Source organism: Novacetimonas hansenii, from assembly GCF_014843995.1.
GTDB lineage: Bacteria > Pseudomonadota > Alphaproteobacteria > Acetobacterales > Acetobacteraceae > Novacetimonas > Novacetimonas hansenii.
Map to the genome: position 1 here is coordinate 1843375 of NZ_CP062147.1, position 17334 is coordinate 1860708.

Genomic DNA, 17334 nt, shown 5'->3' on the forward strand with positions numbered 1-17334 from the left:
TTTACCCTGCCTTGCCCGCAGGCTGGGCCTCGATGGGGGTTACTGTCGCACCGGGGTGGATCTTTTGCAGGCCCACGGTGACGACCCGCTCCCCGCTTTTGATCCCGTTCGTTACCAGCCAGCTTGTACCGATTGCCTGGGATGTCTGGATCTGGCGTAGCGACACCTTGTTGTCCTGATCCACGACCCACACCTGCGGGTCGCCATGGGAATTGCGGCTGACGGCTTCTTGCGGCACCAGCAGGGCCTGTGGGTCCGTTCCTTCGGTCAGTTGCGCATGCACGTACATCCCCGGCAGCAGCAGCTTGTCCGGGTTGGGCATGATTGCGCGCACCACTACGGTGGCGGTTGACTCATCGACATTGACTTCGGAAAATTCCATCCGGCCTGCATGTTCGTATGGCGTGCCGTCCTCCAGTTGCAAGGAGATGCTGGCGGCATTATCGCCTTCGCGCTGCAGGCGTCCCTGTGCCAGTTCGCGACGGAAACGCAGCAGTTCGGTGGCCGGCAGGTTGACATCGACATAAATCGGGTCAAGCCGCGTTACGATCGCGACGTTATTGCTCTGGTTCGCGATGGCCAGCGCGCCAACCGTCAGGATGGACCGACCGATCCGCCCGCTGATGGGGGCATTCATCTTGGTATAGCCAAGGTCCACCGCGGCGCGTTCCACCTGCCCCTGCGCGGTCAGGATTTCTCCCTGCGCTTCCTTGTCTGCGGCAAGGGCATCGTCATAATCCTGCTGGCTGACGGCATGGGCGCGCAAGAGCGGACCATAGCGGGTCAGTTTCGCATGGGCCGTCAGTTCGGCTGCCTGTGCGCGGATAAGCTGCCCCCGTGCCGAATCATAGGCGGCCTGATACGGTGCGGCATAGATCTGGTAAAGTTGCTGCCCGGCCTTGACATCGCTGCCTTCGACAAACAGGCGTTGTTCGATCACACCGCTGACCTGCGGGCGGACCTGCGCGATTTCAAAGGCTTCCGTGCGTCCTGGCAGGCTGGTATGGATTTCAACAGGCTGCGCCCTGAGCGTCACCACGCTGACCTGCTGTGGCTGTATCGCAGGGGCGGCCGCCTTGCGATTGCAGCCCGCCAGAACAAGCAGGACAGCAACAGGGGCGAGGGCCTGAAAATAATGCTGGCTTTTCACAATCTTGACCTTGCCTTTACAGTCTGTCTCCCGCAGCATCCTGAAAATTCTGTCTCAAGACGTAACATGCATGACGTGCTCGGCGGAGATGGGGTAAAGAAACCACTTGGTTTTCTGATAAACGAAAACTATATCGTCTCCATAGGGCGGTCAAGCCGTCATGATGATGTGGCGCACGTAACTGGGCGAGGTGATGGAAAACAGCAACAGCCATAAATTGAATGAGGCGAGCCAGGCCTTTATGGAGGAAAAGCCCCGCTGCGGACGCCCGCCAGAGATGGAGGAATGCGTGCGGCGGGAGCGTATCCTGGAGGCCGCGTGCAAGGTTCTGCAAAAGCATGGCTATCACGGCGCGTCTATGGACAAGGTTGCTGAATGTTCAGGCATGTCCAAGCGGACCCTGTACAAGATGTTTCCGTCCAAGCTGGAGCTGTTTCAGATCCTGATCAGGGAGCGCCTGTTTGATGTAAAGCCGCAGGTCGCACCGGACGCCATGACAGCGGAAGAGGAACTTTCCACCCTTCTGATCGACCTGGCGTGTACGATCCTGCGCCCTGACCGAATCTCCCTTATCCGCGCAATCATCGCAGAAAGTTCCGAATCAGGGTATGTCCGCGAAATTATGGCAGCCCTTGAGGCCGGGGGCGAGGATAACGCGCTTGAGGCATGGTTGCAGGCTTATTGCAGGCAGCAGGGATATTCCAACACCAATGTCCGGCTCTGGGGCAAGATGCTGTTTGGTATGACCGTTGGGGATTTTTTGTTGCAGGCACTGGGGTGTGCGACACAAGCGCCAACATGCGAAACGATCCGTCATCATACCGGCGTGGCGGTGCAGATCTTTCTTGCGGGGGTGCAGGGCGTAAAGCCGAAGGGCTGAAGGCCCGCCACGACCTTCAGCCCTTTTTCACATAATAAGGTTTGATCCCTGTGATGCGGGTCCGGGTCATTTGATGACCCGGACCGCCATGAGGCATGCCTTGGGGATCAGGCCATGGGATCAGGCCTTGGCCCTTTCGAACAAGGTCGAGACGACCTGTTGTGCTTCTTGCTGGATTTGCCGCAGATGGTCCGCGCTGATGAAGCTTTCAGCATAAATCTTGTAGACATTTTCCGTTCCCGACGGGCGCACGGCGAACCAGCCGTCCTTTGCCGTGATCTTGATGCCACCAAACGCGACATTGTTGCCCGGCGCCTTCGTCAGCTTTGCACGGACCGGCTGTCCCCCAAGTTCCGTCAGATAGGCCAGTTGTTCGGCCGTCACCTTCTTGAGCAGTGCCTTTTGTTCGGGATCAGCCGCCACATCAATACGGGCGTAGAAAGGCGTGCCCAGCTTTTCAGTCAACTGCGTATAGATCTGGCTGGGGTCCAGCTTGGTCTTGGCCGTGATTTCCGCCGCCAGCAGGCCCAGGATGATGCCGTCCTTGTCCGTTGACCATGCGCCCGCATCCGTGCGCAGGAATGATGCGCCAGCACTTTCCTCCCCACAAAAGCCCAGAGATCCGGTATTCAGCCCATCAACGAACCATTTGAACCCGACGGGCATTTCCACGAACTTACGTCCCAGCATGCCGGCGACACGTTCGATCATCGCGCTGCTGACCAAGGTGATGCCAACGCCAGCGTCCCTGCTCCATCCCGCACGGTGTTCGAACAGGTAGGCAATGGCGGCGGAAAGATAGTGATTGGGATTCATCAACCCGGCTGTACGGGTGACAATCCCGTGACGGTCGGCATCGGTATCGTTGGCGAAGGCAACATCGAATTTATCACGCAGGTCGATCAGGCGCGCCATCGCGTAGGGGGATGAGCAATCCATGCGGATCTTGCCATCCCAGTCCGCCGTCATGAAGCTGAAGGTTGGATCGACCTGTTCGCTGACGATCGTTGCATTGATGCCATACCGTTCGATGATCGGTTTCCAGTAATGAACCGCCGCGCCACCCAGCGGGTCGATGCCGATCTTCACGCCCGCGTCCCGGATCGCCGCCATGTCAACAACGTTTTCAAGGTCCGCCACATATGGCGTGATATAATCGTATTTATGGACGTGTGGGGACTTTAGTGCCTGCGCATATGCAATCCGGTGTACGCCTTCCATCTTCGTTTCAAGGAAGGCGTTGGCCTTGTCCTGTATCCATGTCGTGACGTCGGTATCCGCAGGGCCACCATTGGGTGGGTTGTATTTGAATCCTCCATCTTCGGGGGGATTGTGGGAGGGCGTAATGACGACACCATCCGCCAGTCCCGATTTGCGGCCATGGTTATAGGTCAGGATGGCGTGGGAAATGACCGGCGTGGGGGTATAGCCGCCGTCCTGGTCAATCATCACCTCCACCTTGTTGGCGGAGAAAACCTCCAACGCGCTGGCCAGTGCCGCTTCGGACAGGGCATGTGTGTCAATGCCAATGAACAGCGGCCCGGTGATCCCCGCCTGCGCCCGGTACAGGCAGATCGCCTGGCTGATGGCCAGGATGTGATGTTCGTTGAAACTGTTGCTGAGGGAGGAGCCCCGGTGTCCTGATGTGCCAAAGGACACCCGCTGTGTCGGAATTTTCGGGTCTGGCTTGCCTGCGAAGTAGGCGGTCATCAGGCGGGGAATGTTGACCAGGATGGAATCCGGGGCGGGCTTTCCTGCCAGGGGACTGATCTGATTGGACATTGGTGGCTCCGTGAAAGGATTTGGGGGATATCAGGGGCACCCGCTGGGACAATCACGGGAACATCTCTTTGATTCAGGAACAATCTGTAAAGGATGAAATGTCCCCCCGTCGAGACGGGAAATGGCGATGATCCGGTTTTTTCGTGCGATTACGGCGGGCTGCGCAGGATGTGGGAATTATTATGTAAAAAAGCGATGTCGAAATACAACGCTGTGTCTGTTTTGCAACGATTGGCACACAGACAGGCGGTTTAGCTTAAATATGCATGTTCACATCCACATTTCCATAAAGGTCTTCAGGCATCTTTCTCATACGTTATTCATGCGTGGCAGTAATTGACGCAGATCATCCGGCACCGACGGCCTATTGGATGTTGACATGTCACGCCACGCTGTCCGGGTCGTGCTGTTCCGGCTCATGGGCATGGTGTGGATTACGTTGTGCCTGATGGTAGGAAAAAACAGTCTGGAATAATCATTTGATAAATTTATCGGACATTACATTTCAAAAAAATGTTTATTTGTAATTGTTTTTGTTAAATCCATCGAAAATTATGGCATTTCAATATGCTTGCGGATGGATGTTTTGAAATATTTCATTGGCATATTATTTCATATTATTAATACCGTGAGTCGATGAAGTAACTTACAGGCTCGGTATTATTTTTGCCGTTCTCTGGCTGGATATCACTTAACCGTGATTGTCGCACTGTTATGCCCAGGCTGCGTTGCACAAAAACAGACTATTCCATGGTTTTTTCAAATGGGGACATCCAGCGGATGAGTCTTGCCAATCTGCATCCTGCCAGCCCAGTGGAACTGCTCTCGGTTGCATCGGAAATGTTTCCTTTTGTGAAGACAGGAGGGCTGGGCGATATAGTCGGCACCCTTCCCCGCGCCTTATCGGGGCATGGCATCCGTACGCGCACGTTGCTGCCGGGATATCGTGCAGTACTCGCGGGGTGGGAACATGCGCGTTGCGTCGCACGGTTTGCGGACCTGTTGGGGCACAGGGCTGAGATATTGGAAAATATCCTGTATGGGAATGATATTTTCATACTCGATATCCCTGCCCTGTATGATCGCGGGGGGGATCCATATGTTGGTCCCGACGGAAATGACTGGCCTGACAATGACATCCGTTTTGCCGCGCTGTCGCGCGCGGCTGCGTATATCGCACAGGGAATGGTGGAGGGGTATCGCCCCGATCTGGTGCAGGCCCATGATTGGCAGGCGGGATTGACGGCGGCCTATCTGCATTATGACCAGCACGCGGCACCGCCTGTCGTGCAGACGATTCATAACCTGTCGTTCCAGGGATGCTTTCCTGCTTCCACCCTCATGCGGCTGGGCCTGCCTGCGGATGCGCTGCGGATGGAGGGGGTGGAGTATTATGGGCAGGTCGGGTTCCTGAAGGCCGGGATTTACTTTGCCGACTGGATTACGACCGTCTCCCCCACCTATGCACGCGAAATCCAGACGCCAGAAGGCGGGATGGGGTTGGACGGTCTGCTGCGGGCGCGGACGCAGACCCTGACGGGCATACTGAACGGGATTGATACCGATATCTGGAATCCTGAACATGATCCTGATGTGCATTTCCCCTATCGCCTGCGCGATATTGCAGGGCGGGAAGCGAACAAGCGCGCATTTCAGGCGGAATTCGGCCTGCCACAGGACCCGGATGCATTCCTGTTGGGGAGTGTCAGTCGCCTGACGATGCAAAAAGGTGTCGATCTGCTGCCTGATGTGGTGGCGGATATCTTTCGTGATAATATCCAGCTCGTGGTGGTGGGAAGCGGCGACCTATCGATCCAGCGTGAACTTTCCATGCTGCAACGCCGGTTTCCGCGTCGTTTTGCCTGTCATATCGGGTATAGCGAGGCGCTCGGCCATCGGATGCCTGCGTCGGTGGATGCATTACTCATGCCTTCACGCTTCGAACCGTGTGGCCTGACGCAGATGAGTGCATGCCATTACGGCGGCGTGCCGATTGCTGCGCGTGTGGGGGGGCTTGCGGATACCATTGTAGATGCCAACGCGGCGGCCATCGCGGGGAATGCTGCGACAGGGTTCCTGTTTTCACCAGTGGACGCAGGAACGCTGCTGGGTGCTGTCCGGCGCGCGCATGTGACCTTCCGTGACAGGCAGGCCTGGTCCGCATTGCAGCGTAATGCCGTGGCCTATGACGTGTCATGGACACAAAAGGCCGCGCAATATGCAGATCTTTTTCGCACGGTCGTCGCCCGTGCCCGCTTGAAGGGGGACATCGGGGGGAATGTGGTCCCTCTTCATCACATGGATCACGTGGCCGCCGCCCGGCGCAGGATTGCGCGCCAGCCCCGCCTGCGTGCCCCCCTGCCGCGTTCCGGGCAATAATGGATGCGACAGACCGGGTGGAGCACGCAGCGGGGTTTGGGACATGCGGGGATGGTCGAGCAATGCCCAGATTAGATGACAAGATCCTTTATGCCCTGCCGGATGGAACGGATGCGCTGCTGGAGGGTACATGCGGCACCCCATTTTCCATCCTGGGCCGCCATAATGCCGGTGGCGTTGATATCGTGCGTGTCTTTTGCCGCGATGCACGACGTGTACGCCTGCTGATTGGTCGTCCGCAGGGGGGATGGGGCGAACGTGCGATGCGCCGGATTGGGGATACGGGCCTGTATATCGGGTACATCCCCGCCGGTATTTCCTATCGCCTTAAGATCATATGGGCCGATGGGGTGGAGGAAACGGAGGATCCCTATTCTTTTCCTCCGCTGCTTAATGAACGCGAACTTGAACTGTTCCGCAATGGCCATGCCGCCGGGTTGGAACGGATCATGGGGGCGCATCCCCTTCAGGTCGATACGGTGGCCGGTGTGCGTTTTGCGGTATGGGCACCCCATGCGCGGCGTGTTTCGGTCATTGGGGATTTCAATATATGGGACGGCGGACGCCACCCGATGCGGCTGCGTCATGAGGCGGGGATATGGGAAATTTTCATCCCCGGTATCGGGGCCGGTGAACGTTATAAATACGAAATCCTTGACCAGGAGGGGCGGATTGTCCCGCATAAGGCAGACCCGTTTGCACGGGATGCGGAAATACCGCCTGCGACCGCATCGGTCATTGCATCGTCGGCTCCTCCCATCTGGACGGATGCGACATGGATGTGCGACCGCGCACGCCTGCAGGCCGATGATGCCCCAATAACGATATACGAAGTGCATGCCGCGTCATGGCGTCGGCCAAAAGGGGACCCGGCGCTGACCATGTCGTGGGATGCACTTGCATCCGAACTTGTCCCCTATGTCCAGGCGGGCGGGTTTACGCATGTCGGTTTCCTGCCGGTCATGGAACTGCTTTCAGGTGGGGTGTGGGAATGCGCGCCGCTTGGCCTGTTCCGCCCTTCGGCCCGGCATGGCCCGCCAGAGGGGTTCTGCCGGCTTGTCGATGCCTGTCATCGTGCGGGGCTTGGTGTGATCATGGACTGGATACCCGACCGGTTGCCGCCGGACCTGCACGGCATTGCCTGTTTTGACGGCACGGCGCTGTATGAACATCCGCATCCCCACCCGCATGAGCGGTCCGTGCTGGAGGGCCCTCCCCTGTTTTACAACCTTCATCGTGCGGAGGTGCGCGGTTTCCTGATTTCAAGCGCCCTGATGTGGCTGGAACATTGTCATGTCGATGGTCTGCGCGTGGATATGCGTGGCTGTGCGGGGGAACGTCATGACGAAATCATCAGTTTCCTGCGTGAACTGAACGAAGTCATTGCGCAGCGGGTGCCCGGTGCGCTGGTCATTGCATCCGGCGGGTCGACAGGTCCTGATGCCACGGTGCCGGTGTCACGTGGTGGATGGGGTTTTTCGCTGCAATCGTGCACTGCCGTCCCATGCAGGGTGGGTGCCTATCTGGCGCAGGAAGCGCTGTGGCGGGGGGCGCGGCATTTGGACATCATTGCGGCGTCGGCGCAGGCGTTTTCCGGGAAATACATCCTGCGTCCTGCAGATGCGGGTAATGCGGGGGATGTGCCTTCGCTGTTTTCGCAGTTGCCGGGGGATGCGTGGCGCCGGCATGCGGCGTGGCGCATATATCTGTCTTTCCTGTGGGCATGGCCGGGCAGGAAGCTTGTGTTCATGGGACAGGAATTCGCGCAGGAAATCCCTTGGAACCCGGATGGGCAACTGGCGTGGGATGCGGCCTGCCTGCCTTTTGCGGTGGGAACGCAGCGGATGGTGGCGGATATCAATCACCTCTATCGTGCCTGTCCCGCCCTGCATCGTAGAGAGTGCGTCCCTGCCAGCTTTGCCTGGGTCATCGCCGATGACACGGCCAACAATGTCTTTGCATGGATACGCGATGATGGGGAAAGCGCGCCTGTTCTGATTGTATGCAACATGACGCCATCGGTGCGCCACGACTATCATGTCGGTGTGCCCCATGGTGGATACTGGCATGAACTCTTCAATAGCGACGCACGCGAATATGGTGGATCGGGTGTCGGGAATGGCGGCGGCGTCCACAGCCATCCATATGTAATCCATGGATATGCCGAGGCCTGTGTGCTGACGCTGCCGCCGCTTGGGGTGCTGTATCTCTGCATGGCGCGGGTGGCGTCATGACGACGCCCTGGCCAACCACCCTGCATGCGGGCAGGCCCTATCCGCTGGGGGCGACATGGGATGGGCTGGGGGTTAATTTCGCCGTATTTTCCGCACATGCGCAGCGTATCGACCTGTGTATCTTCGATAAGGTGGGACGCAGGGAAGTGGCGCGGATGTGCCTGCCTGAATTCACCGATGAAGTCTGGCATGGCTACCTGCCTGACGCCCGCCCCGGCCTGCTCTATGGGTTTCGTGCCTTTGGTCCTTATGACCCGATGCGCGGACACCGATTCAACCCGCACAAGCTGTTGCTTGATCCCTATGCGCGTGGTTTGCATGGTGCGTTGGTGTGGTCGGATGCATTGTTTGGATATCGTATCGGCGCATCGCGTGGTGATCTGTCGTTCGATCGGCGCGATAGTGGACAGGCAATGCCCAAATGTGTCGTGGGTGGAGAGGCCTGCGCATGGGGTGATGACCACCTGCCGGACGTGCCGTGGGGACAGGCGGTCATTATGGAGGCCCATGTGCGCGGTATGTCCATCCTGCGTGAGGACGTGCCGGTGGCCGAACGTGGTACGTTTCGTGCCCTGTCACATCCGCGCACCCTTGAATATCTGACGAAACTTGGTGTGACTTCGCTTGAGTTCATGCCGGTGCAGGCATTCGCGCGCGACCGGTTCCTGTTGGAACGGGGCCTTACGAATTACTGGGGGTACAGTACGCTGGGATTTTTCGCCCCGCATGCGGCGTACCTGTCCGACGGGTCGCTGCATGAAATGCGGGGCGCCATCCGTCGCCTGCATGCCGCTGGGATCGAGGTTATCCTTGATGTGGTGTACAATCATACCTGCGAGGGAAACGAACTTGGTCCGACGCTGTCGTGGCGTGGGCTGGACAACGCGACTTATTATAGGCTCGTCCCCTCTGACGAACGGCATTTCATCAATGACACCGGATGTGGGAATACACTGAACCTGTCGCATCCGCGCGTCTTGCAGATGGTCATGGATTCCCTGCGCTACTGGGCGACGGAGTTCCATGTCGACGGGTTTCGCTTTGACCTTGGTACGACGCTGGCGCGTGAATCCTATGGCTTTGATCCTTGGGCGGGCTTTTTCGATGCCCTGCGACAGGACCCGGTGCTTTCACGGCTCAAGCTGATTATGGAACCGTGGGACCCGGGGCCGGGTGGGTACCAGCTTGGCAATTTCCCGCCCGGTTTTTCGGAATGGAATAACCGTTTTCGCGACACGACACGGCGCTTTTGGCGCGGTGATGCATTGCAACGTGGGGACATGGCCGTGCGTCTGTCGGGATCGGGGGATCTGTTCGACCGTAGTGGCCGACGCCCCTACGCTTCCATCAATTTCATCACTGCGCATGACGGTTTCACCCTGATGGACCAGGTCAGCTATTGCGCACGGCATAATGAGGCGAACGGCGAAAATGGGCAAGACGGCCATGCTGATAACCTGAGTGCGAATTGGGGGATGGAGGGGCCGACCACCGATCCCGCCATCATGCATGTCCGTACCCTGGTGCGCCGTGGCATGCTGGCGACGCTGCTGCTGGCGCAGGGTACGCCCATGCTGCTGGCGGGTGATGAAATCGGGCAGACGCAGCAGGGTAATAACAATGCCTATTGTCAGGATAACGCGACAAGCTGGCTGGACTGGTCCCTTCTGGACCATCCGCAGGGGCATGAGATGCGCGCCTATGTCGCAAGGCTGACGGCCCTGCGTCGCGCGCATCCCTCGGTGCGGGGAGATACGTTCTGGCATGCCCGGCACTGCCCTTCCCCCGATATCACGGATATTTCGTGGCATGCCGCTGATGGGACGGCTATGACACCGGAAAAGTGGAACGACCCAAACGATCGTATTCTGGGCCTGCGTCGCGCATGTCGCTGTCCGGGGGATGCGACGGATATTACGTTCCTTGTGCTCAATCCCGGGTTGCAGGAAGCCATCTGTACATTGCCCGAACCCGAAGGTGACTGGCTGTTGCTGCTTGACAGCGCCGACCCGTTTGGGCCGGGCATGGGGATGGCCGTTTCCCGAACCTTCAGGGTCGCGGCATCTTCGGTCCAGTTCATGTCCTTTACGCCGCGTAGCGTTGCAAAAGAGAGGCTATCATGAGCGAACGCCATGCCTATCGTTGCACGATGGGGGCTACGTTGCTGGACCCGTCACGGACACTGTTCCGCCTGTGGGCGCCCACCTGTACCGAGGTTTCCCTCCTGCTGGAGGGGTATCCCGATCTGCCGATGCATGTGGCGGCCGGGGGGTATTTCGAATGTATCGCCCCGGTGGGGGCCGGGGCGCGGTACCGTTATCGTGTTGGTCCTGATCTGATCGTGCCCGATCCCGCATCGCGGGCGCAACCCGACGATGTGCATGGACCCAGTATGGTGGTCGATCCGCGCGCCTTTGAATGGCGCAGTACACAATGGAATGGGCGCAACTGGGAACAGGCTGTCATATACGAAGTTCATGTCGGTATTGCAGGTGGGTTTCGTGCCTTGTGCGATGATCTGCCACGGATTGCGGCGCTGGGCATTACGGCCATCGAACTTATGCCATTGTCGGAGTTTCCGGGCGGCCGGAATTGGGGATATGACGGGGTATTGCCCTATGCGCCGGAGTCCTCCTATGGGACTGTGGATGACCTGAAGATGCTGGTTGATACCGCGCATCGTATCGGGCTGATGGTTTTTCTGGATGTTGTTTATAACCATTTTGGCCCCGACGGGAATTACCTTGCCCAATATGCCGCGCCGATGTTTCGTGCCGGATCGCATACCGCATGGGGGGCCGCGATTGATTTTCGCATACCGCAGGTGCGGACATATTTCTTGGATAATGCGTTATATTGGCTGATGGAATATCGTTTCGACGGGTTGCGTCTGGATGCGGTGGATGCGATCCCGGAACGGGACTGGCTTGTCGAATTGCTGGTGCATGTGCGCGCATGTGTAGAGCCGGGGCGGCGGGTGCATCTGATGCTCGAAAACCGAAATAATGATGCCGATCTGTTGCGGCGTGGCTTTGATGCGCAGTGGAATGATGACGGCCACAATGTTCTTCATGTCCTGCTGACTGGGGAACATGAAGGGTATTACGGGAATTTTCAGGCCGGAACGGCATGTGAACTGGCCATGGTGTTGCGCGACGGGTTTGTATTCCATGGACAGGTCGAACCCGTAACTGGCCAGCCACGAGGCAGCCCGAGTGGCGACCTGCCAGCCACAAGTTTCATTTTATTCCTGCAAAATCATGACCAGATCGGGAATCGTGCCTTTGGGGAGCGGCTGGACCGCCTGGCAGACCCCCGTGCCCTGCTGGCAGCGTATGCGCTGCTGCTTCTGTCGCCACAGATCCCGATGCTGTTCATGGGGGAAGAATGGGGCAGCACCCGTCCCTTTCTGTTTTTTACCAGCCATAACGCAGCACTTGGCCGGATTGTGCGTGACGGGCGGCGCGCGGAACTGGCGGCATTTTCGCATTTTTCCGATCCCGCCGTGCGCGAAACCATTCCCGATCCCAACGATCCCGCAACGTTCGAGGCCAGTTGCCTGCCAAAATCCGACCGTCAATCGGCGCGCGCGCAGGACCGGATCAACCTGATCACACATCTGCTTGCACTACGGGCGAAGTGGATTGTCCCACGCCTGCGGGATGCGCATGCGCTTGATGCCCGGGCGATCGGGCAGGCCGCGGTCATTGCGCGATGGCGCATGAACGACGGCGCGGTCCTGACAATCATGCTCAATCTTGGTCCCCACGCGCAGGCCGACATGCCGCCCTGCGCCGACAGGCTGGTCTATGCCCATCCCCCTCCCGATAGGGGGAAAGGTACACCCGTGGTGCTGTCGGGCTATGGTGTCATGGTCTTCATGACGGGGGACGGCCATGGATGAGCGTACGCTCTGCGGGCGTGCCCGTGCCCTTGGGCTGAGCCGTCGTTGGCGTGATGCGTCGGGGCGGATGCATCACGTGGGTGATGACAGCCTGCGTCACCTCCTGCGTGTCCTGCAAAAGGAGGAAGCCGCCCTGTGTGACGCCCCGCTTCTTCCGTCCCTGGTGGTAACGGAGGTCGATCGTCCCACCCCCCTGCCCCTGGCGGTGCTCCGTGGCACGGGCGGCTTCCGGCTGGAGCTGGAAAATGGCGGCAGTGTCGAAGGTTTTCTCCATCCGCGTGATGAAAAGAGCTGCACATTGCCTGCCGTGACATTGCCCGGCTACCATCGGCTGTATCTGCGTGATGCCATGACGACACTGGCCGTGGCGCCCGCGCGCTGTTGCAGTGTGGCGATGCGGGCGGGACGCCCCGATCCGCGCCTGTGGGGGGTGGCGGCGCAGGTCTATGGCCTGCGTATGCCGCGTGACGGTGGGATTGGTAATTTCGGCGCGGTGGAATCACTTGCACGGCAGGCGGCGGCACAGGGTGCGGATGCACTGGCGCTAAGTCCGGTCCATGCGATGTTTGCCGCCACATCGGGACAATACAGCCCCTATTCCCCCTCCAGCCGCCTGTTCCTTAATGTCCTTCTGGCGGACCCGCTATGTATCTTTTGTGCCCATGACATCACCATGGCCATGCATGCGCAAAAGGATACGGTCGATCAGCTGTCGCATCTGCAGGACGCGGTACTGATTGACTGGCCACTGGCAGCACAGGCCCGGCTTCGCCTGTTCCGTTGGCTGTATGATCGTATGATTGCACCGGCCCCCCCCGCCGCCATGACCGAATTTATAACAGCAGGGGGAGAGGCCCTGCGACACCATGCCATATTCGAAGCATTACATGCGCAGGAAACCCGCAAGGGGCCGCATGGGGGCAACTGGCGCATGTGGCCACCCGCCCTGCGTTGTCCCGACAGCGAAGAGGTACGTAACTTCGCACGGCTTCATGCCGTGGATGTTGCATTCCATGGATTTTTACAGTGGATGGCGGCCACCAGCCTGCGCCGTGCGTGCGAAGGTGCGCGTGGCGCAGGTATGAAGATCGGCCTCATCATGGACATGGCCGTCGGCGTCGATCCGGGTGGCAGCCAGTGCTGGGCGCAGCATGAGCAGTTCCTGACGGGCCTGTCGATCGGTGCCCCCCCCGATATGCTCAGCCCCTCCGGGCAGAACTGGGGCCTGACCAGCTTTTCACCCATAGGCCTGCGGCATCATGGTTATGATGCGTTTATCCAGACATTGCGTGCGGGATTTTCCCATGGCGGGGGGCTGCGGATCGACCATGTCATGGGCTTGCAGCGGCTGTGGATCATTCCCGAAGGAGGAAGCCCGATGGACGGGGCCTATCTCGCCTTTCCGGGGGGGGATCTTATGCGCCTGATCGCGCTGGAATCCATGCGGCATGATGCCGTGGTGGTGGGCGAGGACCTCGGCACGGTCGCCCCTTCCTTTCGCCGTGACGCGCGGCGGCATGCCATCATGGGGATGAGCGTGTTGTGGTTCCAGCGCGATGTGGATGGCGCATTCATTCCCCCATGTGAATGGACGGCGGGTTCAGTTGCCATGACCTCCACCCATGACCTGCCCACTGTGGCTGGGTGGTGGCTGGGAACCGACCTTGACTGGCGTGAGCGCCTGCAGCAGGCCGCTCCACGCCAGTGTCAACGCACCACGATACGGACACAGCGCCAGACGGACCGAAAGGCCCTATGGTCCGCCCTGATCGCGGCACGGGGGATGGGACATTTCCCGTTACCACCCGTGACGCCTGAAGGGGCATCGCTGGTGGTGGATGCAGCCGCGCATTTTATCGGGACATCGGCAGCGGAACTGGCGATCCTGCCGCTGGAGGATGCGTTGGGCCTGGTGGAGCAGCCAAACCTGCCCGGCACGGTCGATGGCCACCCCAACTGGCGCCGCCGGTATCCCCCCTCCACACATCCTCTTCTGTCACGTCCGGACGTTTCCCACCGGCTGGCCCTGCTGCGCAAGGGACGCGATGTCATATGAACGAACTGCGCGCAACCGTCAGGGTGCAGTTGCATGCGGGATTTACACTCGATGATGCAGCAGCACAGGTTCCCTATTTTTCAAGGCTGGGGATCAGCCATGTCTATGCCTCGCCCATCCTCATGGCGCGACCAGGATCATCCCATGGGTATGACACACTTGATTACGGGCGGGTAAATCCCGAATTGGGGGGGCGTGATGCGCTGTGCCGCCTTGTTATGCGCCTGCGTGAATATGCGATGGGGCTGATTGTCGATATCGTGCCTAATCACATGGCGGTTGGTGGTACAGGCAACCGATGGTGGGAAGATTTGCTGGCATGGGGCCGGGCCAGTCAGTACGCGCATTATTTCGACGTGGACTGGGACGCCTTCGCCCCATGGCTGCATGGGCGTATCCTCGCCCCCTTTCTGGACCGTCCTTATGGCACGGCGCTGCGTGATGGCGTGCTGCGCCTTGTGTATGAGGCGGAAACGGGGATGTTTTTCATCCATCATCATGATCATCGTTTTCCTGTCTGTCCGCGCCATTATGCTGCCCTGCTGGACAGTGCGGGCGCCCCGCATGCGTTGTGCGATGCCCTTGGGGAACTGGCGCCCCTGCGTGGGGCGTGCATGACGGATGCCCCTGCGCTGTCCCGGCTGGCACAATGGGGAAAGACGCCGGATGGGCGGGCCGCGATCGCGCGGGTTATGGAACAGCATGATACGGTTACAGCCTGCGGGCGATCGGGCCTGCATGACCTGCTGGTGCGGCAGGCATACCGGCTTGCTTGGTGGCGTACGACGCCTGACCTTATCAACTGGCGGCGATTTTTTGATATTACCGGTCTCGCTGCGTTGTCTGTCGAACATGATGATGTGTTCGATGCCGTGCATGGCCATATTGTCGCCCTGTATGCGGACGGCCTGATTGATGGGGTGCGGGTGGACCATGTGGATGGCCTGACGCAGCCCCGATCCTATTGCCGGCGCCTTCGGCAGCGGCTGATGGCCGTGCAACACCTGCGGCCTGCCATGGCGCCGCAATCTCTTTCCATTCATGTGGAGAAGATCCTTCATGACCGTGAACACCTGCCCGCATCGTGGCAGGTGGATGGAACGACCGGATATGATTTCATGGATCAGGTGTCCGCCGTGCTGCATGATCCCGCAGGAACCGCGACCCTTGACGGATTGTGGCGTGACCATGCCATTGAAGACCCGACATTCGCCACCACGCAACGAAAAGCGCGTGTTCAGGTGCTTAATGACGCGTTTGCCGCTGAGCTGTCACGTCTGCGGACGCACCTGGGCCACATTGCGCAATGCAATGTTGATACCCGTGATTACAGTATGGGCCGGATTGGAATGGTCCTTCAGGCCTTGCTAGTGGAATTTCATTCCTATCGCACGTATTTTTCCGATGATGGGTCTGGTGGGCCTCAGGCCGACCATATCGTCCTGAGGGGCGCAGTGCGTGAGGCGCGCAGGCACCTGTTGCCTTCATGTCATGAAATGCTCGATTGGATTGTCGACACGCTGGGTCAGGCAGGCCCGCGCGATGGTTCCATTCGCGTGGCGCAGCAGCAGTTTGAACACCTGACGGCTCCCCTTGCTGCAAAGGCCGTGGAAGACACGTCCTTCTATCGATATGGACGTCTGCTGTCGCGTAACGAGGTCGGGTCCGATCCTGGGCGTATTTCCCTGTCCTGCGCACAGTTTCATAAGGATAACCTGCATCGGTACAAGGCATATCCCGCCACCTTGCTGGCCACTGCGACGCACGACCATAAACGCGGTGAGGATGCGCGCATGCGTCTTGCAGTCCTGAGCGAGGTTGCACCGCACTGGCGTGATCTGGTCAATCGCTGGATCATCGGTAATGCGCATCTGCGTCAGCGGCGCATGATACCCGACCGTGCGGATGAAATGATCCTGTATCAGTCGATGCTCGGCGCCTGGCCACTGGAGCCATGGCCGGATGCAGAGGCGCGGCAGGTGTTTCACGACCGGATCGTCGCATGGCAAGTCAAGGCATTGCGTGAAGCAAAGCGTCATACCAACTGGATCGATCCTGATGCAGAATATGAAAGGGGCTGTCGGGAATTCGTGGGACGGCTGCTTGACCCGCATGTTTTTGGTGCATTCATCGCAGAGATGGATGCAATCGTGGCGCGCATTGCGCCAGCCGCAGCGGTGAATTCCATAACACAGGTCGTGCTGCGCCTGACGCTGCCCGGTGTGCCGGACCTGTATCAGGGAACGGAGTTATGGGATTTTTCACTGGTAGATCCCGACAATCGGCGGCCTGTGGACTTCACATTGCGCCAAACGCTGATACAGCATGATACGTCCCTGCGCAGGCAGGCCGCGCAATGGCGGACGGGAGGGGTGAAGATGCATCTGATACAGCGTTTGCTGGCGTTTCGTGCACGATATCCCCTTATGTTTTCGAAAGGCACTTATGAACCGGTGGAGGTGTCAGGGCCTGCTGAACAGCATGTCATCGCATTCCTGCGCCGCGAGGGAGGGAATGTGCTGCTTGTGGTTGTGGTGCGTTGCGTCTGGGGGCTTGTCCCCTCCCCGCACGACCTGAGCCTTGATGCCCCGACGCTGGGACAGACCTATCTTTCTCTCCCTGTCTCCGGGAATGGGGAATGGCGCAGTATTCTGCATGAAAACAGGACATATCCGCAGGATGCGCGTCTTTCACTGTCATTCCTGCAAGATGGCATCCCTGTTGAATGCCTTGTTCAGGCGCAGGGCGGTTTTTCGTAAGGTAAGACCCGGAAGATATTGATAATACGCATTAAATGATTTGATATCAGAACAAAAAGCCAGATACAGTAAAGTTTCCGGCCTGTATTTATTTTCTTCAAAAATAAAAGTGTTCGGGCCGGTTCCTGTCCGGTCCTGAAATAAGCTGGATTTCAGCCGACGTTCAAATTATGTTAATTTTATGGCAGAC

The 17334-nt window shown here is 58.9% G+C and carries 9 protein-coding genes; 7 read left to right on the top strand and 2 right to left on the bottom strand.

The genetic code is table 11. The annotated features are described in order from the left end of the window. Position 1 precedes the first annotated feature (1 nt). Positions 2–1189, bottom strand: a complete 1188-nt coding sequence (locus IFJ82_RS08110; protein WP_003619971.1) for an efflux RND transporter periplasmic adaptor subunit — start codon at positions 1187–1189, stop codon at positions 2–4. 202 nt (positions 1190–1391) lie between these two features. On the opposite strand from IFJ82_RS08110, the gene IFJ82_RS08115 reads away from it, so the two are divergent. Next, positions 1392–2030: a TetR/AcrR family transcriptional regulator gene (locus IFJ82_RS08115; protein WP_048858860.1), complete on the top strand. Its 639-nt coding sequence runs from the start codon at positions 1392–1394 to the stop codon at positions 2028–2030. 120 nt (positions 2031–2150) lie between these two features. Here IFJ82_RS08115 and pgm read toward each other — a convergent pair whose 3' ends face one another. Further along, positions 2151–3812 (bottom strand): phosphoglucomutase (alpha-D-glucose-1,6-bisphosphate-dependent), encoded by a 1662-nt coding sequence (gene pgm / locus IFJ82_RS08120; protein ID WP_192263673.1) that lies wholly within the window; start codon positions 3810–3812, stop codon positions 2151–2153. Between the two features lie 780 nt (positions 3813–4592). Between pgm and glgA the strand changes: the two genes are divergently transcribed. The 6 genes from glgA to treY all read left to right on the top strand — a co-directional run bounded on the left by glgA (position 4593) and on the right by treY (position 17144). After that, on the top strand, positions 4593–6191 hold the full coding sequence (gene glgA, locus IFJ82_RS08125) for a glycogen synthase GlgA (RefSeq protein ID WP_225578588.1): 1599 nt from the start codon (positions 4593–4595) through the stop codon (positions 6189–6191). A 62-nt stretch (positions 6192–6253) separates the two neighbouring features. Continuing rightward, positions 6254–8425: a 1,4-alpha-glucan branching enzyme gene (gene glgB / locus IFJ82_RS08130; protein WP_192263678.1), complete on the top strand. Its 2172-nt coding sequence runs from the start codon at positions 6254–6256 to the stop codon at positions 8423–8425. Further along, positions 8422–10548 (top strand): glycogen debranching protein GlgX, encoded by a 2127-nt coding sequence (glgX, locus tag IFJ82_RS08135; RefSeq protein WP_192263680.1) that lies wholly within the window; start codon positions 8422–8424, stop codon positions 10546–10548. Before glgB ends, glgX begins: the two co-directional genes overlap by 4 nt. Further along, the gene (gene treZ / locus IFJ82_RS08140) at positions 10545–12329 is read left to right on the top strand and encodes a malto-oligosyltrehalose trehalohydrolase (RefSeq protein ID WP_192263682.1); all 1785 of its coding nucleotides are present in this window, start codon (positions 10545–10547) and stop codon (positions 12327–12329) included. Before glgX ends, treZ begins: the two co-directional genes overlap by 4 nt. Further along, positions 12322–14385 (top strand): 4-alpha-glucanotransferase, encoded by a 2064-nt coding sequence (malQ, locus tag IFJ82_RS08145; protein ID WP_192263684.1) that lies wholly within the window; start codon positions 12322–12324, stop codon positions 14383–14385. The genes treZ and malQ overlap by 8 nt, the downstream gene beginning before the upstream one ends. Next, positions 14382–17144, top strand: a complete 2763-nt coding sequence (gene treY, locus IFJ82_RS08150; RefSeq protein WP_192263695.1) for a malto-oligosyltrehalose synthase — start codon at positions 14382–14384, stop codon at positions 17142–17144. The genes malQ and treY overlap by 4 nt, the downstream gene beginning before the upstream one ends. Positions 17145–17334: the final 190 nt, after the last annotated feature.